This window comes from Methylobacterium sp. JK268, from assembly GCF_054052225.1.
Window position 1 is genome coordinate 327,355 of sequence record NZ_JBSVZN010000002.1, and the last position, 25,097, is coordinate 352,451.

Genomic DNA, 25,097 nt, shown 5'->3' on the forward strand with positions numbered 1-25,097 from the left:
CGGAAGGAGATCCGAAAACCAGCGCAAGAAGTCGCGAAGCGACCGCCTGTGTACCACGCCGCACAATGCAGAGCCGCTTCGCGGCAAGGTTTTGTGCTGGTTTCCTGATCTCCTTCCGCTGACGCTTCAGTCGTCCGGAATAGGGGTCGAGTATAGATAAACTCCACGGAGCCCATGCCATGACCGATCTCGTCAGGATCACCCGGGAGGCCGGCGGCGTTCTCCTCATCAGGCTCGATCGACCGGAGAAGAAGAACGCGCTGGTCGGCGAGATGTACGATGCCATGCGCGAGGCGTTGGTCGCGGCCGATGCCGAGGGCTCGGAGATCGGTGCCGTGGTCTTCGCGGGCGCCGAGGGCGCCTTCACGGCGGGGAACGACATCTCGAACTTCGTCGCGCGGGCGAACGACGCGGGCTTCCGCGAGGCGCCCTCCCTGCGCTTCATCCGCCAGCTCTCGGTGACGCGCACCCCGATGGTGGCCGCCGTCGACGGGCTCGCCATCGGGATCGGCACGACGCTCACCCTGCATTGCGACCTCGTCTACGTGACGTCCCGCGCGCTGTTCCGGGCGCCCTTCGTCGATCTCGGCCTCGTCCCGGAGGCGGCCTCCAGCTACCTGCTCCCGCGCCGGGTCGGTCTCGCCAAGGCGACCGAGATCCTGATGCTGGCCGAGTCGTTCGACGGCGACGAGGCCGTGCGCCTCGGCCTCGCCAACGCGCTGGTCCCGAGCGATGCGCTCCTGGAGCACGCCCTCGCGCAAGGCGCCAAGCTCGCCGCCAAGCCGCGCGGGGCGCTCGCGGCCACCCGGGCGCTGATCCGCGGCGACCGGGACGCCGTGCAGGCGGCCCTGGAGGCCGAGGTCCAGGCCTTCGAGGCGGCCCTGCGCTCGCCGGAGGCCCAGGCCGCCTTCCGGGCCTTCCTCGAGCGGAGCAAAGCGCGGGCATGAGACCCGGCGGGGTCCCGGACCTCTCCGCCAAGGTCTGCCTCGTCGCCGGCGCGTCGCGCGGGGTCGGGCGGGGCATCGCCCGGGCGCTCGGCGAGGCGGGCGCGACGGTGATCGTGACGGCGCGCTCCAGCGAGAGCGGGCCGCGCACCGACGGCCGGCCGGAGGTGCTGGAGGACGCCGCCCGCGAGGTCGATCTCGCGGGAGGGCGGGGTTTCCACTACCTCTGCGACCACACGCGCGAGCAGGCGGTGGACGCCATGGTCCATTGGACGCTGCGCCGGTTCGGGCGGATCGACGTCGCGGTGTCGAGCGTGTGGGGCGGCAACGAGGGGTTCGACGGCGAGCGCTTCCCGGACGGCGCGGCCTGGGGCGACCCGTTCTGGCGCCGCGCGGCGACGCCCCTCGGCCACGCCCTCCAGTCCGGCCCCTACGCGGCCCTGCTCCTCGCCCGGGCGGTGGCGCCCGCGATGGTCTCGGCGCGCGGCGGGCTCCTGGCCTTCGTCACCTTCGGGACCGAGGATGGCTATCTCGGCGACCTCGCCTACGACCTCGCCATGGCGGCGACGAACCGGCTCGCCGTCGCGACGAACGCGGAACTGGCCCCGCGCGGAGTGACGGCCCTCGCCCTCTCGCCCGGACGGGTCCGCACCGAGCGCGCCGTCGATGCCGGCATGGCGGCGGAGGCGACGGAAAGCCCGCTGTTCGCCGGCCGCGCGGTCGCGGCCCTGGCCGGGGATCCGGACGTGGCTGGGCAGGGCGGGCGCACGCTCCACGTCGCCGACCTCGCCCGTGCCTACGGGTTCACCGACGAGGACGGCAGCCGGCCGGAGCGGTATTGGATTAGCGAATAGCGAATGGCGAATAGGGAATGGATATGATTAAAAAACTTGTTGACTCAAAGTCAGACTAATTGCCATTCGCCATTCGCCATTCGCCATTCGCCATTCGCCACATCTCTGGAGATCGCCATGTCGCTCAAGGGCAAGACGCTGTTCATCACCGGGGCCTCGCGGGGCATCGGTCTCGCCATCGGCCTGCGGGCGGCCCGCGACGGGGCGAACGTGGTGATTGCCGCGAAGACAGCCGAGCCGCATCCCAAGCTCGAAGGCACGATCCACAGCGCCGCTGAGGCGATCGAGAAGGCGGGCGGCACCGCGCTGCCGCTCGTCGTCGACGTACGCGAGGAGGCGCAGGTTCGCGAGGCGATCGAGGCCGCGGCGGCGCGCTTCGGCGGGCTCGACATCGTCGTCAACAACGCCAGCGCCATCTCGCTCACCAACACGCCGGCGACCGAGATGAAGCGGTTCGATCTGATGCATCAGATCAACGCGCGCGGCACCTACATGGTGTCGAAATTCGCGATCCCGCACCTGGAGAAGGCCGAGAACCCGCACATCCTGATGCTGTCGCCGCCCCTCGACATGCAGGAGAAGTGGTTCGCCCCCCACCTCGCCTACACGATGGCGAAGTTCGGCATGTCGCTCTGCGTGCTGGGGCTCGCCGGCGAGCTGCGGCGCCGGGGCATCGCCGTGAACGCGCTCTGGCCGCGCACGACCATCGCCACCGCGGCGGTGAAGAACCTGCTCGGCGGGGACGCGCTCATGCAGGCGAGCCGCACGCCCGAGATCCTGGCCGACGCCGCCTGGCACGTCTTCACCAAGACCGCGCGCGACTTCACCGGCCGCTTCCTCATCGACGACAGCTTCCTCGCCGAGGAGGGCGTCACGGACTTCTCACACTACCGCGTCACACCGGGCGTGGCGCTTGCACCCGACTTCTTCGTGCCGGATACGAGCCTGCCTCCGCCCCACGCCCTCGACTGAGCCGCACCCTTGATCTTTGTCCACCAGCCGAACGCCTGCCCCAGCACGGGGCAGCCGCTCCTCGAACGCCGCCTGCTCGACGCCCACGAACCGATCCCGACCGACACCCTGTGGATCGACCTCGTCGAGCCGACCCGGGAGGAGGATCACCGCGTCGAGGCGTTCCTGGGCATCTCCATTCCGACCCGGGAGGAGATGCAGGACATCGAGCCCTCGGAACTCCTCTACGTGGAGAACGGCGCCCGCTACATGACCGGGCGTCTGCTCTGCCGGGTGGAGAGCGACGACGCCAAGCTCACCGGCGTCACCTTCATCCTGCGCGACAACCGGCTGGCCACGGTGCGCTACGACGACCCGCAGGCCTTCCGGATGTTCGTGCTGCGGGCGGCGCGGCCCGCCGGCGTGATGCTGGGCGGCGAGGCGATCCTGTCGGGCCTGATCGAGACCGTGATCGACCGCGCCGCGGACGTGCTCCAGTTCCAGGGCGAGCGCATCGACCGGCTCTCGCGCATGGTCTTCGCCGAGCGGGACGATCCGGGGGCGCGCAATGCCGAGTTGCAGGAGACCCTGCGTGGGCTCGGGCGCCACAACGACCTCCTGTCGAAGCAGCGCGAGAGCCTGGTCTCGATGGAGCGGATCCTGCTCTCGCTCTCGGCGAGCTACCGGGCCAGCAAGGCGCCGCGCGAGGTTCGCGAGGAGGTGCGCTCGACCCTGCGCGACCTCCAGTCCCTGGAAGAGCACGCCACGTTCCTGAGCGGGAAGATCCAGTTCCTGCTCGACGCCACCCTCGGGCTGGTGAACCTGGAGCAGAACAACATCATCAAGCTGTTCTCGGTCATGGCGGTGGTGTTCATGCCGCCCACCCTGATCGCCTCGATGTACGGGATGAATTTCAAGACGATGCCGGAGCTGGAATGGCCCTACGGCTACCCGATGGCGATCGTCATGATGGTGGTGGCGGCGATCCTGCCCTACGCCTTCTTCCGCTGGAAGCGCTGGCTCTAGCGATGTGCGGCCGCTTCGTGATCCTGTCGCCGCCGGAGGTGTTTCACGAGGCCTACGGCTACGCGGACCGGCCCAACTTCCCGCCGCGCCACAACGTGGCCCCGACGCAACCCGTGGCGGTGGTGACGGCCGAGCACGGGCGGCGGCGCTTCGTGCTGATGCGCTGGGGCTTCCTGCCTTCCTGGGTGGAGGATCCGGCCGATTTCCCGCTGATCATCAACGCCCGAATCGAGACCGCGGCGGAGAAGCCGAGCTTCCGCAACGCGCTGCGCTACCGGCGCTGCGTCTTCCTGGCGGACGGGTTCTACGAGTGGCGGCGCGGCGGGCCGAAGGGCGCGGCCCCCTTCCTGATCCGCCGCGCGGATGGGCGCCCGATGGCGCTCGCCGGATTGTGGGAGACCTCGAGCAGCGCCGACGGCTCGGAGATCGACACGGCGGCGATCGTCACCTGCGCGGCCAACGGGACGCTGGCGGCCCTCCACGAACGCATGCCGGCGATCCTGCCGCCGGAGGCGGTCGATCGCTGGCTCGACCTGCGGGAGGTGGAGGCCGGGCAGGCCGCCGCCCTGTGCCGGCCCTGCCCGGAGGAATGGCTGACGCTGTCGGCCGCGAGCCGGCGCGTGAACGACCACCGCAACGACGATCCGGGCTTGCTGGTGGGCGATGAGGCCGTGACGCCGCCCGCTTCCCCGCCGCCGGCCTTGCCCGAACAGGGGACGCTGTTCTGATCGCGCTGGTCCGGAGACGGCGGTTCTAAACCCTCCCCCCTCTGCGGAGACCGTGTGCACACATCTCGATGACCGGCTCATCGAACGACCGCGTCCGGAATGCGCGACAATCCTCATGCTGAGGTGCCGCGCAGCGGCCTCGAAGCACCCCAGGCGGCTCATCCAAGAGAAAAGGTGCCTTGGACCAGATGCTCTGGGGTGCTTCGAGGCTCGCTCCGCTCGCACCTCAGCATGAGGAGGTTGTTTTATTGCCATTGATGGAATCTTGTGCTCCCATTTGTGTTCTTATCGCCGTATTAAATCTGGTTAAACTTCAGGATATTTGACCAATAATGCCGATCAGGCCGTCAGGGCATACTCGCGGATTGGCCCTGATGCGCTCCTCGGAAGCCTCGCGATGGTTTCATCTATCCTACTGACAGGGATAGAGTTTTCGGAGCTGGCTGCACACGGTAGCCTCTGCGCGGGAGGGTGGGGCGTCGCGCGCCCCATCGGCACCCGTCACCGCCGCCGCTTGCCCTCGCGCCGGAAGACGCCCACGACCTCGACGTGCGGCGAGTGGCGGAACTGGTCGATGGGGACGACCTCCTCCAGCCGGTAGCCGCCCGCGATCAGCAGGGCGGCATCGCGCGCGAAGGTCCCGGCATCGCACGACACCCCGACCACCACCGGCACCTTCGACTCCGCGAGGCGCGCCGCCTGCGCCTCGGCGCCGGCCCGTGGCGGGTCGAACACCACCGCGTCGAAGCGGTCGAGCTCCGGGGCCAGCAGCGGCCGGCGGAAGAGGTCGCGGCGCTCGGTCGTCACCGCGCGCAGGCCCGTCGCGCCGCGCGCCGCCCGATCGAGGGCCGCGAGGGCCGCCTCGTCGCCCTCGACGGCGTGCACCGCGCGGGCCTCGGCGAGACGCAGCGAGAAGGCGCCGGCGCCGGAGAACAGGTCGGCGACGCGCTTCGCCGTCCCGACCCCCGCCACCACGAGGTCACCGAGCAGGACCTCTCCGGCCCGGGTCGCCTGCAGGAACCCGCCCGGCGGCGGCACCAGGACCGCGCGGCCGACCGGGATCACGGGCGGCTGACGCACCAGCAGCACCTCGCCGTGGAGGGAGAGCCGCGCGAGGTCGAGGTCCCCCGCGAGCGCGACCAGCGCCTGGCGCGCTCGTCCGTCCGCCGGGCCGTGCCCGCGCAGATCCACGTCGAGCCCGCCCGCCGTGGCGGTCACCTGGACGTCGAGAGGCTTTCCGCCGCCGCCCAGCGGCCGCGCCAGCGCCCGGGCCGCGTCCGGCCCGCGATGCAGCGCCGCCTCGGTGATCGGGCAATGGTCGATCGGCACCAGGGCGCGGCTTCGCGCCGCCATGAACCCGGCCTCGGCCGCGCCCTCGATCCGCCGCACGTGGAAGGTGGCGCGCCGCCGCCCGGCCCCGTGCGCGTCGCGCAGGGGCGCCACATCCGCCTCGATCCCGGCCCGGCCCAGCGCCGTCACGACGAGGTCGCGCTTCCAGGCCGCGTAGGGCTCGGGCGCGAGGTGCTGGATCGCGCAGCCGCCGCAGGCGCCGAAATAGGGGCAGAACGGGGCGACGCGATCCGGAGACGGGGTGAGCACCGCGTCCAGCCGGGCGCGGGGCGGCCCGCCGCGGGTCTCCTCCGGCCGGACCCGCACGGTCTCGCCCGGCAGGGCCCCGGCCACCAGGAGCCCGTCCGCCGCGATGCCGTCGCCCCGGGCGCCGAGGCGCCGGATCTCCACCGGGAAGGTCTGCTCGGCCTCGCTCATTCACCCGTCTCCCCGCGCGAGGCCCCGATCAGGAACTCGCGGTTGCCGTCCCCGCCCTCGATGGGCGAGGCGATGGGCCCGGCCACCCGGAAACCCAACGCCGCGACGAGGTCGCGGATGCCGGCGCAGACCTCGGCCTGCACGGCCTCGTCCTTCACGAGGCCGCCGCGCCCGACCCGGTCCCGTCCCGCCTCGAATTGCGGCTTGATCAGCGCCACGAGATCCGCCTCCGCCGCCAGCAGCGGCGGCAGGGACGGCAGGACGAGGCGCAGCGAGATGAAGCTCACGTCCACCACCGCGAGCGACGGCGCCTCCGGCAGGGGCGCCAGCGATCGCGCGTCAATCGCCTCCAGGGAGACGACGCGGGGATCGCTCGCGAGCCGCGGATGCAGCTGCCCGCGTCCCACATCGACGGCGAAGACCCGGGTGGCGCCGCGGCGCAGCAGCACGTCGGTGAAGCCGCCCGTCGAGGCGCCGACGTCCAGGCAGACCCGTCCGGAGGGATCGAGGCCGAAGGCGTCGAGGGCGGCGTCGAGCTTCACTCCCCCCCGGGACACGTAGGGGTGCGGCGCCTCGGCGCTGAGCCGCGCACTCCGCGCCAGGAGGTCCGAGGCCCGGCGCACCGGCGCCCCGTCCGCCCGCACCAGCCCGGCCGCGATCGCCGCCTGGGCTCGCGCCCGGCTCTCGAAATGCCCTGCCTCCACCAGGAGGCGATCGGCTCGCACCCGCTCCTCGCTCAATTCCGCGTCCTTCCGCCCGGTCCGACCTGTCGACCTCGGCCGCCTCCCTTACCTTAACGGTCGGACAGAGGAGAGGGCGATGACCCGAGGATTGATGCTCGCCGCAGTCGCGGCGCTCGCCGCGGCGCCGGCCGCGGCCCAGCAGGCCGAGACGGCCGCGCCCCAGGCGGCCGCACCGCAGGTCTACGAGGCGCCGGTGGTGAACACCAAGGGCGAGCCGATCGGCCGGATCCGGATCCGCGACGGCGCCAACGCGCTGGTGCTGCGGCTCACCATCCAGCCGGGCGGCCTCCCGCCGGGCTGGCACGGGATTCACTTCCACAGCGTCGCCAACTGCTCGGACACCGCGAAGTTCGAATTGTCCAAGGGACACGTGAACCACGATTCGAGCAAGCACGGCCTGCTCAACCCGGAGGGGCCCGACGAGGGCGACATGCCGAACGTCTTCGCGAATGCCGACGGCTCGGTGAATGCCGAGGTGTCGAGCGAGACGCCGCTCACCGGCGAGGGCGGCCTCAAGGATTCGGACGGCTCCGCTCTGGTGATCCACGCCAACGAGGACGACCACACCACGCAGCCGATCGGCAATGCGGGCGCCCGGATCGCCTGCGCGGAGATCAAGTAGGCGGCAGGCGCGCCTCGCGGCGGGGAGGGCGCCTCGGGAGGAGGCGCCCTACTTGCTGCCGAAGACCTGCACCATGGCCGGGGTGAGGATCACCACGAACAGCACCGGCAGGAAGAACAGGATCATCGGCACGGTGAGTTTGGGGGGGAGCGCCGCCGCCTTCTTCTCGGCCTCGTTCATGCGCTGGTCGCGGCTCTCCTGCGCCAGGACGCGCAGGGCTTGGCCGATCGGGGTACCGTAGCGCTCCGCCTGGATCAGCGCCGTGCAGACCGACTTCACGGATTCGAGCCCGGTGCGCAGGGCGAAGTTCTCGTAGGCCACCCGGCGGTCGCTCAGGTAGCTCAGCTCGGCCGTGGTGAGCGCCATCTCCTCGGCCAGGATGATGCACTGGTTGGCGAGCTCCACGCTGACGCGCCGGAACGAATGCTCGATCGCCATACCCGACTCGACGCAGATCAGCAGCAGGTCGAGGGCGTCCGGCCAGTTCTTGCGGATCTCCGCCTGGCGCTTGTCGGCCTTGTTCTTGAGGAAGATCTCGGGCGCCTTCACGCCGGCATAGACCGAGGCGATCACGATGAGCAGCCGGATCGAGAACGGCTGGTTCAGGACGTGCAGAACGAAGAGGTAGAAGGTCGAGGCGACGAAGAAACCGACCGGCATTATCAGGCGGAAGAACAGGAAGGCGGTCTCGGCCTGCGGGCCGCGGTAGCCGGCCATCAGCAGGCGGTTCTTCGCATCCTCCGTGGCGAGCCAGTTGTCGAGCCGGAAGCGCTCGACCACCCGCTTCATGTAGGCCTTGGGCTGCTGGCGCAGACTGCCCTTCTGGTTGAGCCGGTCGCGCTCGCGCAGGCGGATGCGGTCCCGCTCGTCGCCGACGCTCTTCATGCGCTGCGCGAGGCGATCGGGTTCGAGGAAGGGCTGGACCAGCGTGTAGGCGGTCGCCGCCGCGGCCACCGCGGCGAGGAGCGAGCCCACGAAGCGCGGGTCGATCAGGTTGAGGAGGAGGCCTAGCATCCCGCGCCTCGCCGGGCGGGGCGGGGGGGAAGCCGGTCGGGGGCGGGAGGATCCTGCGGCATCGTCGGTCCGGCTAGATCTCGAAGGTGATCATGCGCTTCATCACCAGCACGCCCACCAGCATCCAGATCCCGGACAGGACGAGGGCGATCTGGCCCACCTGCGTCGTCCACAGAAGGGAGATGTAGTCGGGGCTGGAGAACCAGCACAGGATCGCCACCACGAAGGGGAGGGAGGCGATGATGGCCGCGGAGGCGCGCGCCTCCATGCTCATGGCGGTCACCTTCTCGGCCATGCGGCGGCGCTCCCGCAGCACGCGCGACAGGTTCCCGAGCGCCTCGGAGAGGTTGCCGCCCGACTTGGACTGGATGCCGATGACGATCGCAAAGAAGTTCGCCTCGGAGACCGGCATGCGCTCGTAGAGCTTCAGGGCCGCCTCGCTGACCGGGACGCCGACGGCCTGCGACTCGACGAGGACGCGGAATTCCGTGCGTACCGGCTCGGGCGCCTCCCGGGCGATGATGCGCAGGCAGTCGCCCACCGGCAGGCCCGACTTGATGCCGCGGACGATCACGTCCATGGCGTTGGGCAGCTCGCGCACGAACCGCGCCATCCGCCGCTTGCGCAGGTAGATGAGCAGCCATTGCGGCGCGCCGAGCCCCGCCGCGAAGGCGAGGCCGAGGGCGATGAGCGGGCTCTCGCTCAGGATGAAGACGGCCAGGGCCGTGAAGGCGGCCAGCACGCCGCAGGTGATGTAGAACTGGTTTTTGCTCATCGTCAGGCCGGCCTGGGTGATGCGCAGCTCCAGGCTCGGCCGCTTCTTCTTCTCCTTCGCCTCCAGTTCCTTGAGGCTCTTGGCGACCTGCTCGCGGCGGTTGACGCTCTGGATCCGTTCGATGGGCGAGCGCCGCCCGACGATCGCCTTCTGGCGCTTGGCCGCGCGGGCCTCCGACGGCAGCAGCGGGATCACCACCGCGTAGACGATGGCGGAGACGGCGACGGCCAGGAGCAGCGCGGCGATGAGGGCCTGGCCGTTCGTCATGCGTCGACCCCGGCGTCCTTGACCTCGGCCGCGTCGAGGGCGGCGGCGAGCGCCCGGTCCTCACCGTAGTAGCGGGCGCGGTCCCAGAAGCGCGGACGTCCGATGCCGGTGGAGCGGTGGCGTCCGACGAGCTTGCCGTTCTGATCCTCGCCGACCACGTCGTAGACGAAGAGATCCTGGGTGGTGATCACGTCGCCCTCCATCCCCATCACCTCGGTGATGTGCGTGATGCGCCGGGACCCGTCGCGCAGGCGCGCCGCCTGCACCACCACGTCGATCGAGCCGGAGATCATCTCGCGGATGGTCTTGGAGGGCAGCGAGTAGCCGCCCATGGAGATCATCGATTCGATGCGCGACAGGCACTCGCGGGGCGAGTTGGCGTGCAGCGTGCCCATCGAGCCGTCGTGGCCGGTGTTCATCGCCTGCAGGAGGTCGAAGGCCTCCGGTCCGCGCACCTCGCCGACGATGATCCGCTCGGGCCGCATGCGCAGGCAGTTCTTGATCAGGTCGCGCATCGTGACCTGGCCCTGCCCTTCGAGGTTGGGCGGGCGCGTCTCGAGCCGGACCACGTGCGGCTGCTGGAGCTGCAGTTCCGCTGCGTCCTCGCAGGTGATGATCCGCTCGTCGTCCTCGATGTAGCGCGTGAGGCAGTTGAGGAGCGTCGTCTTGCCCGAGCCGGTGCCGCCCGAGACCACCACGTTGCAGCGCACCCGGCCGATGATCTGCAGGATCTTGGCGCCCTCGGGAGAGATCGAGCCGAAGCGGACGAGCTGATCGAGGGTGAGCTTGTCCTTCTTGAACTTGCGGATGGTCAGGGCGGGGCCGTCGATGGCGAGGGGCGGCGCGATGACGTTGACGCGCGAGCCGTCGGGCAGGCGCGCGTCGCAGATCGGCGAGGCTTCGTCGACCCGCCGGCCGACCTGGCTGACGATGCGCTGGCAGATGTTCATCAGCTGCTGGTTGTCGCGGAAGCGCACGTTCGTGAGCTGGATCTTGCCCGCAACCTCGATGTAGGTCCGGTTGGCGCCGTTCACCATCACGTCGGCAATGTCGTCGCGGGCGAGCAGCGGCTCCAGGGGGCCGTAGCCGAGCACGTCGTTGCAGATGTCGTCGAGCAGGTCCTCCTGCTCGGCGATCGACATCACCACGCTCTTGAGGGCGATGATCTCCGTGACGATGTCGCGGATCTCCTCGCGGGCGGCGTCGGCCTCCAGCCGGGCGAGCTGCGCGAGGTCGATCGCCTCGATCAGCGCGCCGAAGATCATGCTCTTGGTGCGGTAGTAATCCTCGGAGCGCGCGACCTCGACCACCACCGGGGTGGGTCTCGGGGTCTCGTGGCGCGACCCGCCGCTGTCCTGAAGGACGGGGGCGGCCGCCGCCTGCGAGGCGGGTGCGGCGACGGGCATCGCCGCTGGTTTGGCCGCCGTCGCGCCGGGTCTCCTGCCGAACATGGGTCCTGCGACACCTTCGCTCCGGTCGCGCCGCACGCTCCGCGACCCGCCACGACCGGAGCGGCATCACGGCGTCAGATCGATACCCCGGCGCGCCGCGCCGGGCTCAGGATGCCTTGCGCCTCACCAGCTTGGCGAGGAGCGGGTCCAGCAGGGTGGGACGGGACTTCTTCGTCTCCGCCCGCCCCGTCACTGCGCTGGCCAGCGTGGTGACGATCTCGGTCACCCGGCCGCCGGCCTGCAGCTCCGCGAGCATCTGCCCGTTATTGGCCGCCGCGCCGAACAGGGCCGGATCGAACGGCACGGCCGCGGTGACCGGCAGGTCCAGGGCCTTGCTGAACTCGGCCTGGGCGATCTCCGGCCGCTTGGGCATGCCCACCATGTTGAGGATGAGCCGGGGCGGCCGGTCGTTGGGGCGCCCGTGCCGCAGCAGGTCCACGAGGTTGCGGGCGTTGCGCAGGGAGGCGAGTTCCGGCGCCGCCACGATCAGGATCTCGTCGGCCCCGACCACCATCTTGCGGCTCCAGGCCGTCCAGATGTGGGGGACGTCGAGCACGATGCACGGAACCATGCCGCGCAGGATGTCGATCAGGCCGTCGAAGGCGCCCTCGCCGAAATCGTTGGTGCGGTCGAGCGTGGCGGGCGCCGCCAGCAGGCTGAGGTTGTCCGTGCACTTCGACAGCAGCCGGTCGACGAAGTTCGCGTCGATCCGCTCGGGCGCGAACACCGCCTCGGCGACGCCCTGCGGCGGATCCTGGTTGAAGTTGAGGCCCGCGGTGCCGAACGCCACGTCGAGGTCGGCGATCACCGTGGAGGTGCCCTGGTCGCGGGCGATCGACCACGCGAGATTGTGGGCGAGCGTCGAGGCGCCGACGCCGCCCTTGGCGCCGACCACCGCCACCGTCCGCCCGAGCGGATCGGCGCCGGGCTCCGCGTAGAGGTCGGAGATCGCCGCGATGACGGACACCGGGTCGATCGGGGCGATCAGGTACTCGCTCACGCCGCGGCGGATGAAGTCCCGGTAGAGGAGCACGTCGTTGACGTGCCCGACGATCACCACCTTGGTGCCGGGGTCGCAGACCTCCGCCAGACCGTCGAGCAGCGCGATCGGGCTCGTGCGGCCCCCCTGCATCTCGATGAGAAGCACGTTCGGGGTCGGCGCGCTCCGGAACGCCTCCGTGGCCGCCGGTGCACCGCCCATCTGCACCTTGAGGTGGGCCTTCTGCATGCGCCGGTCCTCGGCCGCCTGCTCGATCACGGCGGCGACCTCGGAGGTCTCGCAGAAGGCCTGGATGGTGATGCGCGGCACCGGCGCGATCACCCGTTCGGCCATGTCGGTCCTGTGAGGCATGGAGAGGCTCGCGGAGTTGCGCTCGATCGGCTGGGGCGGCTGCGCGGGCGCGGTACCGTGGACCGCAGGTCACCCACCGACCTGCGACTTGACGCTGGCCTGTCCATCCTGCTTCCAACTGGTTGATGGATCCTTTCCGGTCCGCAAGCTCTCGATGTCCTGCGTCCGCGCGACGGTGTCGATGCGGCCCTCCTGGCGGCCGCGCACGAGGTCGATCGGGTCGGCGATCTGCGCCGCGACGTTCGACTGGTAGGCGCAGCCGAAGTTCCACGAGGTTTCGTTGCGCATGTCGCCCTTGTAATCGCTGACGCCCAGATCCTGGGGCCACAACCCGCAGGCCGAGCCGACCTTCGCCTCCATGCGCTGGAAGCTCATGCGCAGCGGCGCGGCGACGGCGGGATTCGCGACCGGATAGGGCGCGATCACGAGAGCCCGGTCCGGGACGCCACGGGCGAGCGCGCGGGTCCGCAGGATCGCGGCGGTGCGGGCGACGGCCGGGCCCGGAATCTGGGCGCCCCGCGGCACCTCGATCACCAGGACACCCCGGCCGTAGCGGCGGAATTCGGTCAGGAACGCGTCGATGTCCTCCGCCTGCCGCGGGTCCATGTGCCCGACGCCGGTGACGAAGACGTCGAGGGTGCGGGTGCCGTCGGCGAGGAGGATCGGGTGGCGCGCCTCGACCGTCGTCGGCCCGAGGGACCCGGTCGTGGCGACCCCGTTCGACACGCAGGCGCCGAGGGACAGGGCGAGGGCCGCGAGGCTCAGCGCCCGCGCGGCGGGCAGGAGGGCGGGGCGGAAGGTTCGGATCATCGCGGGCATCCGTGTGGGGGCCGGAAGGGGGATCAGTCCGTGATGAAGCCGAACCGGCCCCGGTAGGACTTGTGGGCGAGGGGCTGCGCGCCGACCACGCCGTAGAGCCGGTTGAAGCGCCCGAGCAGGATCGCCTGGGTGTCGGTGGCGTCGACGAAGCCGTCGTCGGGCCGCTTCACCTGGGCGGGCTCCATCGCCTTCGCGATGAACGGCGTGACCATGATCATCAACTCGGTCTCGTCGCGCTGGTAGTCGCGGGAGCGGAACAGGGCGCCCAGGACCGGCAGGTTCATCAGGGCGGGCAGGCCGGTGACGGCCGCGCGGTTCTTCTGCTGGATCAGGCCCGCCGTCATGATGGTGGCGCCCGAGGCGACCTCGATCGTCGTCTCCGACTTGCGGACCGTGAAGCCGGGCACCGCGGTCGTCGCCCCGCCGATCGAGTAGCTGTAGGCGTTCTGCTGGTCGATCTCGGTGACGTCGGTGCCGACGCGGATGGAGATCCGGTTCTCGCTCAGCACCACGGGCGTGAAGTTCAGCGCGACGCCGTAGGACTTGAACGTGATGCCCGGCGTACAGGTGCTGGCGGTGCCGGTGGCGGCGGCGGTGCAGCTCAGGCCGGACGGGACGGCGATCTCGCCGCCGGCCGTGAACTTGGCGGCCTCGCCGGAGATGGCGGTCAGGGTGGGCTCGGCGAGGATGCGCGACACGCCCGCCTGCTCGAAGGCCCGCAGCGTCGCCTTCAGGGTGGCGCCGCCCGATCCCGTCACCGTGGCTTCGAGGCTGTTTCCGGTTGGGAAACGGTCGCCGTTGAGGGCGAGCGGCGTCACGTTGGCGAGGGACAGGTTCGACCAGCTCCCGCTCATGTTCACGCCGAATTGCTTGAGCACCGTCCGCGACACCTCGACGACGGTGACGCGGAGCATCACTTGGTCCTTGCCGCGGATCGTGAGATTGTTGATGACCGCGCCGCGGCCCGGCGTTCCGCCGCCCCCGATGCCCACGAAGGCGTTGGCGATGTCGATGGCCTGCTGCGCCTCCACGGCCGAGGCGACCGTGCCCGTGAGCAGCACCGAATCGCCGGCCGGCCGGATGTCGAAGTGCCCGCTCGGGATGCTCGACGCCAGCGTCTGGCGCAGCACGTTCAGGTCGCGGCCCACCGTCACGTCGAGGGCGGCGATCTGGCGGCCCTCGGCATCCATCACGAAGATCGAGGTGGCCCCGTTCTCGACGCCGATGATGAAGACCTTGCGGGTCGAGCGCACCACCGCGTTCGCGACCTTGGGGTTGGCGACGAAGACCTCCTTGGCGTCGCGCGGCAGGTCGATCACCAGGGAGCGGCCCTGCGTGACGTCCACGCGGCGCGCGATCGCGGCGTCCTGCGCTCCGATCGCCAGCACGGGCGCGGCGATGGCCGGAGCCTTCTCGGCCCGCGCCGGTCCGCCGGGTCCGAGGAGCCCGGCCGCCAGGACCGTCAGGAGCGCGCGCGCGGAGCGCGAGGGGGAGAATCTCGTCATGGGGCGGGCTCTCTGGGCGCGTCCGTCGGGGTGCCTGCTCACCGGCGCGGCACCTGGCGGGAGACGCCGTAACGAACGACGGTCAGGGCGGATTCCTTCTGCGGCTCCGGCGCCTCGGCCTGGGTGGAGCCGGCATCCACGAGGCTGCGCAGGGCGAGCGAGAGCTGCCCGACCTTCTGGGCGAGCGTGATCTGCTCGGCCTGGGCCGGGGTGAGTTCGAGGGTCGCGGTGTCGCCGGTGACCACCCGCTCGCCGTTGCGCTCCTGGACGGTCTGACCGACCGCCAGCACCCGCACGTTCTGCAGGATGGTCTCGGACACCTGGACGTCCGAGGTCGTGGAGCGCGACGCCTCGTCGTCGCGGTAGGTGCGCAGGACGTCGACGCGGTCGTTGGGCAGGATGAACCCGCCCGCCGTGTTGCTGCCGCGGGCGTCGATCGAGATGGCCACCGCGCGCATCCCCGAGGGCAGGATCGCCGACAGGAACCCGCTGCCATTGGCCCGGATCAGCTTCTCGCGGCGGATCGGCTCGCCGACCAGGAACGGGTTGCGGACGAAGGATCCGGCCGTGTCCTCGAGGGCGCGGGGATTCTGTTGGCGCTGGATGTAGCCATCGCCCGCGGCGCCCTTGGGCCAGGCCTGCCAGCGCAGGTCGGCGGGCTTCAGCGTCTGGCCCATCGGCAGGTCCGCCGCGGCGACCAGCACGTCGACCGTCTCGGGAGCGGCCGGGGCGGCAGCGACCACGACGGGCGGCGGGGGAGGGGGCGGGCTGCCGCTCATCATGTAGAACGCCGCCAGGCCGGTCGCGGCGGCGATGCCGATGAGGAGCGCGCGAGAGGACTTCATGGACCAACCGGTGAGGGTTCGAACGGCAGAGCGCCGTCGGCCCCATCACCAGACCATCCATTCCTCAAATTAAGGTTAATCGTTTGCTCTCAACCGTTTCGGGCGCGCGTCCGGCCCTGTTCAGGAACGGGATGCCGAGTGGGCAGGCGCGCGCGGAGCGTTTACGCCCCGAGGAGGGCGCGCCACATCGGCGCGGTAGGACAGACGACCAGGGCCGCCACCGCCAGCGCGATCCCGTAGGGGACGCCCGTGCGCCGATCGTGCAGGGTCAGCGCGAAGGGCCAGCCCGCCGCGAGGCGGGGCAGGGGATGCACCCGCAGCTGCAGGATCAGGATCGTGAGGATCCCGCCCGCGAGCGAGGACACGAGAACGTAGTCGGCGAGCGGCTCGAAGCCGAGCCAGAGCGCCGTCGCCGCCGCGAGCTTCGCATCGCCCCCTCCGATGAGGCCGCCGCAGAACAGCCCGAAGGTCAGGGCGAGCGTCAGGCCGCCGGCCGCGACGTGGGATCCGGCCTCGGCAACCGGCATCCCCAGGGTGAATGCGGCCACCGGGAACAGCAGGACCAGTCCGAGGGACAGCGTGTTCGGAATTGTCATCGTCAGAAGGTCGCTCGCGGCCGCGTAGGCCATGAGGAACGGGAAGATGACGAGAAGGGTCAGGCTGGCCATGGACGCGATATCTCGAATCCGGGAGGGGGCCCGGCCCATGGGCCGGATCCCGTCGAGGAGCATGTCCCGCGCCCGCCGGTTGCGTGGGCCCCGGCTGTCGTGCGGGCGGCCATCCGCGCCGCTCCGGAATCACGCCGGCGCAGGCGCCGGGCGATGCCGGTGAGAGGCGCGCGCGAACCGATCGGCTCGCGGACGGCCCAGGAGCGGTCCGCCGGACGATGCCCCGAACCGCGGGTGGTTCAGCGGTTCAGGTTGCCGGCGACCTTGTTGAACATGGAGCTCAGGTTGGTGCCGACGCTGCCCGCCGCGGTGATCAGGGCAACGGCGATCAGGGTCGCGAGCAGGCCGTACTCGATGGCGGTGGCACCGCTCTCGTCCGTCGCGAAACGCTTCAGCATGGTCTTCATGGCTTAGTTCCTCGCACTCGTTCCCGGTTTCATTCCGTCGACCAGCGACCTCACCGCCGAGCGGAACTGTCCGCAACCTAGTCCACGGCCGTTGAGGTTGAGTTAAAGCGATGCCCAAGGAACGATGTCGGCATCGCATGCCGGCCGATGGTTAACGATCGGTGTCGGGGGTCTGCCCGGGCGGAGTGCCACGACGGCGCGGCGACCATGGTCGGTTCCCGACGGACCCGGCCGGTCGGGAATTCCGCGATCGCGCAGGCCGGTGATTAGGGCTTCGGAAACCATCCTTGCGGCATGGAGGAGTCCTGAGACCTGTCCGCCGCCGAGGCCCATCTGATGCCCGCGCCCGTTCGTCGCCGCACGCGTGCCGTCCCCGCCCTGGGGCTGTCGCTGGCCCTGGCCGCCCTGCCCGCGGCGGCCGGCGCCCGGGAGCCGGCCGGTGAGGGCTCCGTGGTCGTCGTCTCGGTCGACAACGCCAAGATCATCCGGCTGCCCGAGAAGACGGCCACCGTGGTGGTCGGCAACCCGATCATCGCGGACGTGTCGCTTCAAAGGAACGGGATCGTCATCCTGACGGGCAAGAGCTTCGGAACCACCAACCTGATCGCACTCGATCAGGCCGGCGGGATGCTCGCCGAATCCTTCATCAGCGTGCAGGCGGCCACGACCTCGGTGGTGACCGTGCAGCGGGGCCTGGATCGGGAATCCTACTCGTGCACGCCGGCCTGCCAGCCCACCGCGCAGCTCGGCGACACCGCGAAGTATTTCACCGAGGTGACGGGGCAGGCCGGTCAGCGCAACGCCCTCGCAACCGCCAAATAGCGGACCTCGGGTCAACGGTTCGGCAAACCTTTCGGCCTATGGCTTCAGGGTAGGTCGGGCGCGGTTCGCGCCGCAATCGGATCCTCTGCCATGGCGTCGTTCGCGTTCCTCACCCGGTTCCGAAGATTCGCCCGCGCCCGGCAGGGCGTCGCGGCGGTGGAATTCGCCCTGGTGGCGATCCCGTTCTTCGGGCTCCTGGCGGCGATCATGGAGACGGCGATCGTGTTCTTCGCGGGCCAGCTCCTCGACGCGGCGGTGTCGGACGCCGCCCGCAGCATCTACACCGGCGGCTTCCAGAACGGGCAGGCCGGCGCCACCGCCGCCCAGGCCCTCGACGCGTTCCGCAAGAACAACCTCTGCGCCAATCGCGTGACGCTGTTCAATTGCGACGACGTCAAGGTCGACATCCGCACCCTCGATGATTCGGGGAGCTTCGCGACGCTGCAGCCCGTGGACCCGAGCACCAAGACCTGGACGACCGGGTTCGGGACGCATTACGGCGACGCCACGGGCGACAACGTCGGCACGCAGCCGGGCCCGGGCAAGATCGTGCTCGTCCAGGCGGCGGTGCCCTTCCCGATCTTCTTCAGCATGGTCAGTCCGGCCACATTCGGCACCAACCAGCGGATCCTGCAATCTTCGGTTGCATTCCGGACGGAGCCGTACAAGTCATGACGGGACGTGCCTGGATCCCCCCCGCGCCGGATCGCGACGCGGCGGCGCGCCGAGCGGATCGCCATCTCGCGGATGCCGCGCGCCGCCTGATGCGCGGCGAGGACGCGGTGGCGGCGGTGGAGTTCGCCCTCATCCTCCCGGTGATGCTGGCGCTCTATTTCGGTGCAACGGAGCTCACGCGCTACATCAACACCAGCCGCAAAGTCACGCTCGCGGCCCGGACGATGGCCGACCTGGTTGCGCGCGAGCAGGATCAGGTCTCGACGACCACGCTTCAGACGATCGTGAAGGCGGCCAAGGCCGTCATCCAGCCCTACGACGCATCGAACGCCACCTTCACCTTCAAGGCGATCGGCGTCTACGATTCCGCCGGAACACAGGTGTCGGTGTGCTCCGGCACGCAGGCGAGCGGCGCGAGCGACCCGAGCACGCTGTCCCCCCTTGCGTCGACGGCCGCGCCGGTGCCTCCGGACGCGTACAAGCGCCAGAATGCCCGCTACATCCAGGTCGAGCTGACGATGACCTACACGCCGCTGCTCGGTTCGAGCTTCTACAACGCCACCCAACTGAAGGCGCTCACCGAGACGATTCCCTGGCCGGTTCGCAACGGCACCCAGTATTACGGGGACGGCCCGGAGGTGACGCTGCCGAACGGGACGGGCGTGGGCTCCCCCTGTCCGGCGACCTATCAGGGATAGAGTGACCGCTCCCGGAGGGGATCTGGGGGCGCAGTCGCGGGTGCCTTGAGCGTGCCGCTCCGCGCGTGACGGGCGGCTTTCCGGGGACGATCGAAGGTCCTCAGCGTCGTACGGCGATGTGGCGCTCGCGACCGGTCACCGTCTTGGCGGCAACGTCGTCCCGCATGGCTCCGGGCGCCGGCGCCTTGACCGACGGGCTGTCCAGGACGGTCGCGGAGGGGCTCGCCTCGCGGCCTGCCCGCTGCCGGTCGCCCATCAGGGCGAGGTCGCGGAGGGTCTGGAACGGAAAACGCCTCATCTGGCGGCGGACCCACTAGGAGAGTGTCCGCCAAGGGCCGAACTCGGCCCGCAGCATCTCCCACCCGCAGCCCGAGCGCACGAGGTGACGCGAAGCGGTCACGACCTCGCGCAGGTCCACGCGCCGCGGCCGCCCGCCCAGGCTCGATCGGGGGCATGGAGGGAGCGATCCGCGCCCACGCCTCGTCCGTCAGGTCGGACAGGTACCGCTTCGACGTCCTGGCAGTCTCGTCCATCCGGCCACGTCTCGGCTCGGTCCCCATCCCGAGCATGAATCCCGCCCTCTGCCCGCGCGGATTCCTGTTACCTTGTTGTGAAAAAGGTCTCTCAGATCGCGAAACTGAGACCCGACACGATCAGCAACGCATTCACGACGATCGCGAAGTGCGTGTCGGACAGGCGCCGGTAGAGGTGCATCCCGACGGCCGTCCCCAGGAGCGAGCCGGGCACGCAGAGCAGGTCGCCCCAATCGACGCTGATTCGGCCGTGCGGCCCGGCATTCAGCGCCGCGATTAAGACCAGCGCACCAACCTGCATGAAGAGGATGAATGGCTGGAAGACTGCTCGCTGCTGTTCCTTGCTCCAGCCCTTGAAGCCACACCAGATGGTGACGAATGCGCCTGGAAATCCGATCGCACCGCCGGTGATGCCGCCGAGCACGCCCGCCAGCGCGTCGCAGGCTTCGGACTGGCGCTGGATGACCACTGGCCGCCGCAGCAGCATGTAGGTGCCGTAGACGATGAGAAAGGCGCCGAGCCAACGCACGTAGGTCTGGCGCGCAACGTTCAGCAGGATCCAGGCCCCGACCGGCAGGCTCGCGAAGCCACCGAGGAGAAAGGGCCTCAGGCGGCGCCACTCGATATCACGGCGCATCGCCCAGACCATCGCGGACTGATTGGCGACGCTGCAAACGATCATTGTCTCGACGAGTTGCACCTGATTGGCCGAGAGATGAAAGACGATCGCGCCGCAGATCGCGGAGAAGGCGAAGCCCGCGATGCTGGATATGGCCGAGGCAATGGTCACGGCCAGCATCACAGACGCCGCGGGCGTCTCCTCGCCGCCAGACGCGACGAGGCAAGCGCCGAAAGCTCCGGCGAGAGCAATGAGCGGGGCACGCTGACCTTCGACGGCGGTTCGCAGCCCAAGACGGCGCGCTCCGGCGCTAGTCTTCATCGCTCACCAAGGTCGCCAGCGTCGGATAGCCCTCCAGGCTCTCGGCACCGCTCGTGTCTGGTGCGTCCAATGGACCCCGAAAGTACGCCTCAAGCTGGGTGACCCAAACCAGGACGAGCGCGACGATGAGCACGACCCTCATGGGAGCCTCCTCACATCAAAACAATCGCCTGTTCTCACGGTGACGCACGCCGCAGGGGCAGCAATGCGCGCGAGTGTACCGGGCGGAGGCTGAGCCTCTCAATGCCCAGATCGTGTACTCGTTCCTCCCTGATACTACGATTCTAAGCGGATTCCGGAGCCGGAGCATCATCCGAATGACGGATACGCCATGGCTTAGGCAACGATACTGCCACAGCCCGTCCTTCTGCTTGAACTCTAGGAATAAAAGAATAGCGCTCCGCTGAGGACCGACCCACAACCACCCACGATGATCGCTCCGGGCAAGGCTGAGCGACTGGCGATCCGGCAAACAGACGATGTCCGATCAAGCGCCCCGCGGCATACCCGCGCCGGCCGCGACGTGCCGACGCGACGACGAGGACGAGGTCTCGGCGAACCCGAACGCCCTGCGATCCGCCGGTCGCGGCGACACCGCCGACGACCGAAGGCACCGATGGCTTCGATCGCGCCGCCCGTGGATCAGCCCTTGAGCGTGAGGCGGCCGGCCGCCGATTCGAAGCTGCGCAGGCGGCGCAGGAACGACATCCCCAGGAGGCTGATGTCGAGCCGTCCGCGCGGCAGCACCACCGCCTCCACGCCGTGCAGGGTGATGCCCCCGACCTGCATCTCCGCGATGCGCACCTGAGCCCCGCGCACCACTCCGTTCGCGGTCGACATCGGCTTGGTGAAGTCCCGCTCCGTCAGGCGCAGCCCGGCGCGCTCCGCGTCCTCGAAGGTGAAGGCGCAGAGCGTGGCGCCGGTATCGACCATCATCCGGGTGCGGTGCCCGTCGACCATGGGATGGACGGTGTAGTGGCCGCTCCAGTCCTGCTGGAGCGTGACGATGGGGGCGCCGTCGGGATCGGTGGCCAGGGCCGCCTCCTCGCGCGGCGGCGCCGCGTGCAGGGCCGAGGCGATCCGCGTCGCGGCGCCGTTGCCGAAGCAGATGGACGTGGCGAGGACCCCGAGGGCCCAGTAGATGGGACGGCTCATGCGCGTCTTCCGGCGGGCGATGGGCTACCCTGACCCGGCAGCGTTACCGATTGCCAGCGCGGCGTCGGGCCGTCGCGGGCGATTCCGGAATGTGGTTTCGGCGCCCTTGCGCGGATCCGCGAAAGGACGCGGGACCGCGCGCGCCTTGCCTTGCGCGCCGGGCACTGCTAAGTGCGCTCCCGCGCCACCGGACACCCTTGGAGGCCGGGGCGCGGCGACGTCGGTTGACAGGGCCGCTCCGCAACGGGCGGCCTTCGGCGTTTGAGCCACTCACATCACTGTTTTTGAGGATCACGCCATGAGCGCCGTGAAGTCGCTTGAGGCCGTGGCACGCGACCGGGTCGGCAAGGGGGCCGCCCGGGCCGTTCGTCGCCAGGGCCGCGTCCCCGCCGTCATCTACGGGGGCAACCAGTCGCCGCAGTCGATCTCGCTCGACGCCAACCAGACCCACCACCTGATCTACGGCGGCGGCTTCAAGAGCACCGTGTTCGAGATCACGGTCGGCGGCCGCAAGATCCGGGCGATCCCGCGCGACTACCAGCTCGATCCGGTCAAGGACACGCCGCTGCACGTGGACTTCCTGCGCGTCGTGGCGGGCCAGAGCGTCGAGGTCGAGGTGCCGGTGCACTTCGTGAACCAGGACGCGGCGCCGGGCCTGAAGCAGAAGAGCGGCACGCTCAACGTGGTCCTGCACACGCTCACCCTCGACGTCTCGCCCGACGCCATTCCCGACGCGGTGAATGTCGACCTGACCGGCAAGGACATCGGCGACGCCGTCCACGTCTCCGACCTGGCCCTGCCCGCCGGCGCGAGCCTCGCCCTCGACCCGTCCGAGACCGTCGCGACGATCGTGCCGCCGACCACCCTCGGCGCCGAGGTCGAGGCCGAGGAAGCTGCCGTGGCGGAGGCCGCCCGGGCCGAATCGGCCGCCGAGGCGGCGAAGGAGGACTGAGCCCCTCGCGGCTCGGCCCCCCAGCCACGCGCAGCGCCCCGGCCCGGCCGGGGCGCTTTTTCCATTCTGGGAGCGTTGACGCGCCATGCGGCTGTTCGTCGGCCTCGGCAACCCCGGGTCCCGCTACGCGGGCAACCGGCACAATATCGGTTTCATGGCGCTCGACGCGGTCGCCCGCCGTCACCGCGCGGCCCCGTGGCGGCGCAAGTTCCAGGGCGAGTCCAGCGAGGCGCTGGTCGGGAGCGAGCGCGTGCTGCTCCTCAAGCCCGAAACCTACATGAACGAATCCGGCCGCGCGGTGGCGGAGGCGCAGCGCTTCTACAAGATCGCCCTCGACGACGTGGTGGTGTTCCACGACGAACTCGACCTCGCCCCGGCCAAGGTGCGGGTGAAGAAGGGCGGCGGCAATGCCGGCCATAACGGGCTGCGCTCGATCACGGCGCTGTGCGGCAACGAGTATTGGCGCGTGCGCCTCGGGATCGGGCATCCGGGCGACAAGGCGCTGGTGCACGCCTACGTGCTCAACGACTTCGCCAAAGCCGAGCGCCCCTGGGTGGACGACCTCTGCGACGCGCTCGCCGACCACGCCGCGCTCCTTGCCGCGGGCGAGGATGCGAGCTTCCAGAACAAGGTCCACCTCGCCCTGGAGGGGCGGGGGTGGAATGAGGTGAAGGGCGTCGGGGGCAAGCCGGCCTGATACGACCGCTCGTGAACGCAACCACGGGAGCCGAGCCGGCCGCCGGCCGCTCCACCGCTCGGGACTGGAACCATGGGCTTCAAATGCGGCATCGTCGGCCTGCCCAATGTCGGCAAGTCGACGCTCTTCAACGCGCTGACGCAGACGGCGGCCGCCCAGGCGGCGAACTACCCGTTCTGCACCATCGAGCCGAATGTCGGTGAGGTGGCGGTGCCCGATCCCCGCCTCGACGCGCTCGCGCAGATCGCGGGGTCGCGGGAGATCATCCCGACCCGGCTGACCTTCGTCGACATCGCCGGCCTCGTGCGCGGCGCCTCCAAGGGCGAGGGGCTCGGCAACCAGTTCCTCGCCAATATCCGCGAGGTCGACGCCATCGCGCACGTGGTGCGCTGCTTCGAGGACGGCGACGTCACCCACGTCGAGGGCAAGGTCGATCCGATCGCCGATATCGAGACGATCGAGACGGAGCTGATGCTGGCCGACCTCGACAGCCTGGAGAAGCGCCTCACCGCCCTCGAGAAGAAGGCCAAGGGTGCGGACAAGGAGGCCAAGGAGGTGCTCGACCTCGTGCAGCGGGCGCTGCCGCTCCTGCGCGACGGCAAGCCCGCGCGCCTCGTCGCGCGCAAGCCCGAGGAGGAGCGCCTGTTCGCGCAGCTCGGCCTGATGACGGCCAAGCCCGTGCTCTACGTCTGCAACGTCGAGGAGGGATCGGCGGATTCCGGCAACGCCCACTCGGCCGCGGTCTTCGCGCGGGCCGCGGAGGAGGGTGCCAAGGCGGTGGTGGTCTCGGCCAAGATCGAGAGCGAGATCGCGGTGCTGCCCCCCGTCGAGCAGGCGGAGTACCTGGAGGCGGTCGGCCTCGCCGAGCCCGGCCTCAACCGGGTGATCCGCGCGGGCTACGATCTCCTCGGCCTCATCACCTACTTCACGGTCGGGCCGAAGGAGGCCCGCGCCTGGACCATCACCAAGGGCACCCGGGCGCCGGCCGCGGCGGGCGTGATCCACACCGATTTCGAGAAGGGCTTCATCCGGGCCGAGACCATCGCGTACGCCGACTATGTCGGGCTCAAGGGCGAGGCCGGCGCGCGCGAGGCCGGCAAGCTGCGGCTCGAAGGCAAGGAGTACCTCGTGCAGGACGGCGACGTGCTGCATTTCCGCTTCGCGAATTGATGGAGCTCCACCCGCGCCACCCCTGGGACGTCACCCCGGGCGAGGCGGTCGCCCTGCAGCAGCGCCTCGCCGCCGAGATCATCGCGGATCGCCCGCTCGACCTCTCGGCGATCCGGCTCGTGGCGGGCGTCGACGTCAGCGTCAAGGAGAACCGCTCCAACGCGGCGATCGTCGTCTCCACCTTCCCGGATTTCCGGATCGTCGAGACGGTGACGGCGGAGCGGCCGACGCCCTTCCCCTACGTGCCGGGGCTGCTGAGTTTCCGCGAGGGGCCGGTGCTGGAGGAGGCGCTCGGGCGGCTCGAAGCCCGGCCGGACGTCTTCCTGTTCGACGGCATGGGCACCGCGCATCCCCGCCGCATCGGCATCGCCTCGCATATGGGCCTGTGGCTGGAACGGCCGACGATCGGCTGCGGCAAGACGCGGCTCGTCGGCCATAACGCGCCGCTGCCCGACGAGAAGGGCGCCCACGTTCCCCTGATCCACCGGGGTGAGACGATCGGCGCGGTGGTGCGCACCCGGACCGGCACCCACCCGCTCTTCATCTCGCCCGGCCACCGCGCCGACATCCCGAGCGCCGTGGCGCTGGTGCTCGCCTGCGCGCCGAAATACCGCCTGCCCGAGCCGATCCGGCAGGCGCACAAGGCGGCGGGCGCCTTCGGCTGAGGCTGGAAAGACCGGGATCCGGGTGCTAGCCGGGCAGGATGCCCGGAGCCCGG

The 25,097-nt window shown here is 70.2% G+C and carries 28 protein-coding genes and 1 pseudogene; 13 read left to right on the forward strand and 16 right to left on the reverse strand.

What is annotated here, in order from left to right:
• Positions 1-179 precede the first annotated feature (179 nt).
• The 5 genes from ACW9J6_RS03460 to ACW9J6_RS03480 all read left to right on the forward strand — a co-directional run bounded on the left by ACW9J6_RS03460 (position 180) and on the right by ACW9J6_RS03480 (position 4,503).
• Positions 180-947: an enoyl-CoA hydratase-related protein gene (locus ACW9J6_RS03460; protein ID WP_457115023.1), complete on the forward strand. Its 768-nt coding sequence runs from the start codon at positions 180-182 to the stop codon at positions 945-947.
• Positions 944-1,798 carry an SDR family NAD(P)-dependent oxidoreductase gene (locus ACW9J6_RS03465; RefSeq protein ID WP_457115024.1) on the forward strand — a complete coding sequence of 285 codons (855 nt, stop codon included), beginning with the start codon at positions 944-946 and terminating at the stop codon, positions 1,796-1,798. Before ACW9J6_RS03460 ends, ACW9J6_RS03465 begins: the two co-directional genes overlap by 4 nt.
• Positions 1,799-1,915: 117 nt before the next feature.
• Positions 1,916-2,770, forward strand: a complete 855-nt coding sequence (locus tag ACW9J6_RS03470) for an SDR family oxidoreductase (RefSeq protein WP_457115025.1) — start codon at positions 1,916-1,918, stop codon at positions 2,768-2,770.
• 9 nt (positions 2,771-2,779) lie between these two features.
• Positions 2,780-3,775, forward strand: a complete 996-nt coding sequence (gene corA / locus ACW9J6_RS03475) for a magnesium/cobalt transporter CorA (protein WP_457115026.1) — start codon at positions 2,780-2,782, stop codon at positions 3,773-3,775.
• Between the two features lie 2 nt (positions 3,776-3,777).
• Positions 3,778-4,503, forward strand: coding sequence for an SOS response-associated peptidase (locus tag ACW9J6_RS03480; RefSeq protein ID WP_457115027.1), 726 nt, complete (start codon positions 3,778-3,780; stop codon positions 4,501-4,503).
• A 501-nt stretch (positions 4,504-5,004) separates the two neighbouring features.
• Here ACW9J6_RS03480 and ACW9J6_RS03485 read toward each other — a convergent pair.
• Complete coding sequence (locus tag ACW9J6_RS03485; protein ID WP_457115028.1) at positions 5,005-6,270, reverse strand: class I SAM-dependent RNA methyltransferase; 1,266 nt, start codon at positions 6,268-6,270, stop codon at positions 5,005-5,007.
• Positions 6,267-7,010 carry a TlyA family RNA methyltransferase gene (locus ACW9J6_RS03490; protein WP_457115029.1) on the reverse strand — a complete coding sequence of 248 codons (744 nt, stop codon included), beginning with the start codon at positions 7,008-7,010 and terminating at the stop codon, positions 6,267-6,269. The genes ACW9J6_RS03485 and ACW9J6_RS03490 overlap by 4 nt, the downstream gene beginning before the upstream one ends.
• 79 nt (positions 7,011-7,089) lie before the next feature.
• Here ACW9J6_RS03490 and ACW9J6_RS03495 point away from each other — a divergent pair, with 79 nt between their 5' ends.
• Positions 7,090-7,635, forward strand: coding sequence for a superoxide dismutase family protein (locus ACW9J6_RS03495; protein ID WP_457115030.1), 546 nt, complete (start codon positions 7,090-7,092; stop codon positions 7,633-7,635).
• 48 nt (positions 7,636-7,683) lie between these two features.
• Here the strand turns inward: ACW9J6_RS03495 and ACW9J6_RS03500 are convergent, their stop codons facing one another.
• The 9 genes from ACW9J6_RS03500 to ACW9J6_RS03540 form a co-directional block, all read right to left on the reverse strand.
• Positions 7,684-8,649 carry a type II secretion system F family protein gene (locus ACW9J6_RS03500; RefSeq protein ID WP_457115031.1) on the reverse strand — a complete coding sequence of 322 codons (966 nt, stop codon included), beginning with the start codon at positions 8,647-8,649 and terminating at the stop codon, positions 7,684-7,686.
• Between the two features lie 73 nt (positions 8,650-8,722).
• Positions 8,723-9,691, reverse strand: a complete 969-nt coding sequence (locus ACW9J6_RS03505) for a type II secretion system F family protein (RefSeq protein ID WP_457115032.1) — start codon at positions 9,689-9,691, stop codon at positions 8,723-8,725.
• Entirely contained in the window at positions 9,688-11,142 is a 1,455-nt protein-coding gene (locus tag ACW9J6_RS03510; protein ID WP_457115033.1) for a CpaF family protein, read from the reverse strand. Before ACW9J6_RS03510 ends, ACW9J6_RS03505 begins: the two co-directional genes overlap by 4 nt.
• 106 nt (positions 11,143-11,248) lie before the next feature.
• Positions 11,249-12,493, reverse strand: coding sequence for an AAA family ATPase (locus ACW9J6_RS03515; protein ID WP_457115034.1), 1,245 nt, complete (start codon positions 12,491-12,493; stop codon positions 11,249-11,251).
• Between the two features lie 69 nt (positions 12,494-12,562).
• Positions 12,563-13,312 (reverse strand): CpaD family pilus assembly protein, encoded by a 750-nt coding sequence (locus tag ACW9J6_RS03520; RefSeq protein ID WP_457115035.1) that lies wholly within the window; start codon positions 13,310-13,312, stop codon positions 12,563-12,565.
• Between the two features lie 23 nt (positions 13,313-13,335).
• Entirely contained in the window at positions 13,336-14,817 is a 1,482-nt protein-coding gene (locus ACW9J6_RS03525) for a type II and III secretion system protein family protein (protein WP_457115036.1), read from the reverse strand.
• A 38-nt stretch (positions 14,818-14,855) separates the two neighbouring features.
• Complete coding sequence (gene cpaB / locus ACW9J6_RS03530) at positions 14,856-15,662, reverse strand: Flp pilus assembly protein CpaB (protein ID WP_457115037.1); 807 nt, start codon at positions 15,660-15,662, stop codon at positions 14,856-14,858.
• Between the two features lie 161 nt (positions 15,663-15,823).
• Positions 15,824-16,330, reverse strand: a complete 507-nt coding sequence (locus ACW9J6_RS03535; RefSeq protein WP_457115038.1) for an A24 family peptidase — start codon at positions 16,328-16,330, stop codon at positions 15,824-15,826.
• Positions 16,331-16,569: 239 nt separating this feature from the next.
• On the reverse strand, positions 16,570-16,737 hold the full coding sequence (locus ACW9J6_RS03540; protein ID WP_457115039.1) for a Flp family type IVb pilin: 168 nt from the start codon (positions 16,735-16,737) through the stop codon (positions 16,570-16,572).
• A gap of 336 nt (positions 16,738-17,073) precedes the next feature.
• On the opposite strand from ACW9J6_RS03540, the gene ACW9J6_RS03545 reads away from it, so the two are divergent.
• From ACW9J6_RS03545 to ACW9J6_RS03555, 3 genes are all read left to right on the forward strand, one after another.
• On the forward strand, positions 17,074-17,559 hold the full coding sequence (locus ACW9J6_RS03545) for a pilus assembly protein N-terminal domain-containing protein (protein ID WP_457115040.1): 486 nt from the start codon (positions 17,074-17,076) through the stop codon (positions 17,557-17,559).
• Between the two features lie 90 nt (positions 17,560-17,649).
• Positions 17,650-18,234, forward strand: a complete 585-nt coding sequence (locus ACW9J6_RS03550) for a TadE/TadG family type IV pilus assembly protein (protein ID WP_457115041.1) — start codon at positions 17,650-17,652, stop codon at positions 18,232-18,234.
• Entirely contained in the window at positions 18,231-18,932 is a 702-nt protein-coding gene (locus ACW9J6_RS03555; RefSeq protein WP_457115042.1) for a TadE/TadG family type IV pilus assembly protein, read from the forward strand. The genes ACW9J6_RS03550 and ACW9J6_RS03555 overlap by 4 nt, the downstream gene beginning before the upstream one ends.
• A 100-nt stretch (positions 18,933-19,032) precedes the next feature.
• Here ACW9J6_RS03555 and ACW9J6_RS03560 read toward each other — a convergent pair whose 3' ends face one another.
• The 5 genes and pseudogenes from ACW9J6_RS03560 to ACW9J6_RS03580 all read right to left on the reverse strand — a co-directional run bounded on the left by ACW9J6_RS03560 (position 19,033) and on the right by ACW9J6_RS03580 (position 21,560).
• On the reverse strand, positions 19,033-19,230 hold the full coding sequence (locus ACW9J6_RS03560) for a hypothetical protein (protein WP_457115043.1): 198 nt from the start codon (positions 19,228-19,230) through the stop codon (positions 19,033-19,035).
• Between the two features lie 15 nt (positions 19,231-19,245).
• Positions 19,246-19,383, reverse strand: a pseudogene (locus ACW9J6_RS03565) (transposase); the annotation flags it as partial.
• Positions 19,384-19,556: 173 nt separating this feature from the next.
• Positions 19,557-20,264 (reverse strand): sulfite exporter TauE/SafE family protein, encoded by a 708-nt coding sequence (locus tag ACW9J6_RS03570; protein WP_457115044.1) that lies wholly within the window; start codon positions 20,262-20,264, stop codon positions 19,557-19,559.
• 130 nt (positions 20,265-20,394) lie between these two features.
• Positions 20,395-20,547, reverse strand: a complete 153-nt coding sequence (locus tag ACW9J6_RS03575) for a hypothetical protein (RefSeq protein ID WP_457115045.1) — start codon at positions 20,545-20,547, stop codon at positions 20,395-20,397.
• A 500-nt stretch (positions 20,548-21,047) separates the two neighbouring features.
• Positions 21,048-21,560 (reverse strand): retropepsin-like aspartic protease family protein, encoded by a 513-nt coding sequence (locus tag ACW9J6_RS03580; protein ID WP_457115046.1) that lies wholly within the window; start codon positions 21,558-21,560, stop codon positions 21,048-21,050.
• 298 nt (positions 21,561-21,858) lie between these two features.
• Here ACW9J6_RS03580 and ACW9J6_RS03585 point away from each other — a divergent pair, with 298 nt between their 5' ends.
• From ACW9J6_RS03585 to nfi, 4 genes are all read left to right on the forward strand, one after another.
• Positions 21,859-22,512, forward strand: coding sequence for a 50S ribosomal protein L25/general stress protein Ctc (locus ACW9J6_RS03585; RefSeq protein ID WP_457115047.1), 654 nt, complete (start codon positions 21,859-21,861; stop codon positions 22,510-22,512).
• A gap of 85 nt (positions 22,513-22,597) precedes the next feature.
• Positions 22,598-23,209, forward strand: coding sequence for an aminoacyl-tRNA hydrolase (gene pth / locus ACW9J6_RS03590; protein WP_457115048.1), 612 nt, complete (start codon positions 22,598-22,600; stop codon positions 23,207-23,209).
• A 72-nt stretch (positions 23,210-23,281) separates the two neighbouring features.
• Positions 23,282-24,379: a redox-regulated ATPase YchF gene (ychF, locus tag ACW9J6_RS03595; RefSeq protein WP_457115049.1), complete on the forward strand. Its 1,098-nt coding sequence runs from the start codon at positions 23,282-23,284 to the stop codon at positions 24,377-24,379.
• On the forward strand, positions 24,379-25,044 hold the full coding sequence (gene nfi / locus ACW9J6_RS03600; protein WP_457115050.1) for a deoxyribonuclease V: 666 nt from the start codon (positions 24,379-24,381) through the stop codon (positions 25,042-25,044). Before ychF ends, nfi begins: the two co-directional genes overlap by 1 nt.
• Positions 25,045-25,097 lie beyond the last annotated feature (53 nt).

What these genes read in the sequence shown, in the direction of transcription:
- ACW9J6_RS03520 (WP_457115035.1), bottom strand. Translation starts at nt 13,312, where the DNA reads ATGCCCGCGATGATCCGAACCTTCCGCCCCGCCCTCCTGCCCGCCGCG.
- ACW9J6_RS03480 (WP_457115027.1), top strand. Translation starts at nt 3,778, where the DNA reads ATGTGCGGCCGCTTCGTGATCCTGTCGCCGCCGGAGGTGTTTCACGAG.
- nfi (WP_457115050.1), top strand. Translation starts at nt 24,379, where the DNA reads ATGGAGCTCCACCCGCGCCACCCCTGGGACGTCACCCCGGGCGAGGCG.
- ACW9J6_RS03575 (WP_457115045.1), bottom strand. Translation starts at nt 20,547, where the DNA reads ATGAGGGTCGTGCTCATCGTCGCGCTCGTCCTGGTTTGGGTCACCCAG.
- ACW9J6_RS03570 (WP_457115044.1), bottom strand. Translation starts at nt 20,264, where the DNA reads ATGCTGGCCGTGACCATTGCCTCGGCCATATCCAGCATCGCGGGCTTC.
- ACW9J6_RS03585 (WP_457115047.1), top strand. Translation starts at nt 21,859, where the DNA reads ATGAGCGCCGTGAAGTCGCTTGAGGCCGTGGCACGCGACCGGGTCGGC.
- ACW9J6_RS03495 (WP_457115030.1), top strand. Translation starts at nt 7,090, where the DNA reads ATGACCCGAGGATTGATGCTCGCCGCAGTCGCGGCGCTCGCCGCGGCG.
- ACW9J6_RS03515 (WP_457115034.1), bottom strand. Translation starts at nt 12,493, where the DNA reads ATGCCTCACAGGACCGACATGGCCGAACGGGTGATCGCGCCGGTGCCG.
- ACW9J6_RS03460 (WP_457115023.1), top strand. Translation starts at nt 180, where the DNA reads ATGACCGATCTCGTCAGGATCACCCGGGAGGCCGGCGGCGTTCTCCTC.
- ACW9J6_RS03550 (WP_457115041.1), top strand. Translation starts at nt 17,650, where the DNA reads ATGGCGTCGTTCGCGTTCCTCACCCGGTTCCGAAGATTCGCCCGCGCC.
- cpaB (WP_457115037.1), bottom strand. Translation starts at nt 15,662, where the DNA reads ATGAAGTCCTCTCGCGCGCTCCTCATCGGCATCGCCGCCGCGACCGGC.
- ACW9J6_RS03510 (WP_457115033.1), bottom strand. Translation starts at nt 11,142, where the DNA reads ATGTTCGGCAGGAGACCCGGCGCGACGGCGGCCAAACCAGCGGCGATG.
- ACW9J6_RS03545 (WP_457115040.1), top strand. Translation starts at nt 17,074, where the DNA reads ATGCCCGCGCCCGTTCGTCGCCGCACGCGTGCCGTCCCCGCCCTGGGG.
- ACW9J6_RS03505 (WP_457115032.1), bottom strand. Translation starts at nt 9,691, where the DNA reads ATGACGAACGGCCAGGCCCTCATCGCCGCGCTGCTCCTGGCCGTCGCC.
- ACW9J6_RS03580 (WP_457115046.1), bottom strand. Translation starts at nt 21,560, where the DNA reads ATGAGCCGTCCCATCTACTGGGCCCTCGGGGTCCTCGCCACGTCCATC.
- ACW9J6_RS03485 (WP_457115028.1), bottom strand. Translation starts at nt 6,270, where the DNA reads ATGAGCGAGGCCGAGCAGACCTTCCCGGTGGAGATCCGGCGCCTCGGC.
- ACW9J6_RS03470 (WP_457115025.1), top strand. Translation starts at nt 1,916, where the DNA reads ATGTCGCTCAAGGGCAAGACGCTGTTCATCACCGGGGCCTCGCGGGGC.
- ACW9J6_RS03555 (WP_457115042.1), top strand. Translation starts at nt 18,231, where the DNA reads ATGACGGGACGTGCCTGGATCCCCCCCGCGCCGGATCGCGACGCGGCG.
- ychF (WP_457115049.1), top strand. Translation starts at nt 23,282, where the DNA reads ATGGGCTTCAAATGCGGCATCGTCGGCCTGCCCAATGTCGGCAAGTCG.
- ACW9J6_RS03500 (WP_457115031.1), bottom strand. Translation starts at nt 8,649, where the DNA reads ATGCTAGGCCTCCTCCTCAACCTGATCGACCCGCGCTTCGTGGGCTCG.
- ACW9J6_RS03535 (WP_457115038.1), bottom strand. Translation starts at nt 16,330, where the DNA reads ATGGCCAGCCTGACCCTTCTCGTCATCTTCCCGTTCCTCATGGCCTAC.
- pth (WP_457115048.1), top strand. Translation starts at nt 22,598, where the DNA reads ATGCGGCTGTTCGTCGGCCTCGGCAACCCCGGGTCCCGCTACGCGGGC.
- ACW9J6_RS03560 (WP_457115043.1), bottom strand. Translation starts at nt 19,230, where the DNA reads ATGAGGCGTTTTCCGTTCCAGACCCTCCGCGACCTCGCCCTGATGGGC.
- ACW9J6_RS03540 (WP_457115039.1), bottom strand. Translation starts at nt 16,737, where the DNA reads ATGAAGACCATGCTGAAGCGTTTCGCGACGGACGAGAGCGGTGCCACC.
- ACW9J6_RS03465 (WP_457115024.1), top strand. Translation starts at nt 944, where the DNA reads ATGAGACCCGGCGGGGTCCCGGACCTCTCCGCCAAGGTCTGCCTCGTC.
- ACW9J6_RS03525 (WP_457115036.1), bottom strand. Translation starts at nt 14,817, where the DNA reads ATGACGAGATTCTCCCCCTCGCGCTCCGCGCGCGCGCTCCTGACGGTC.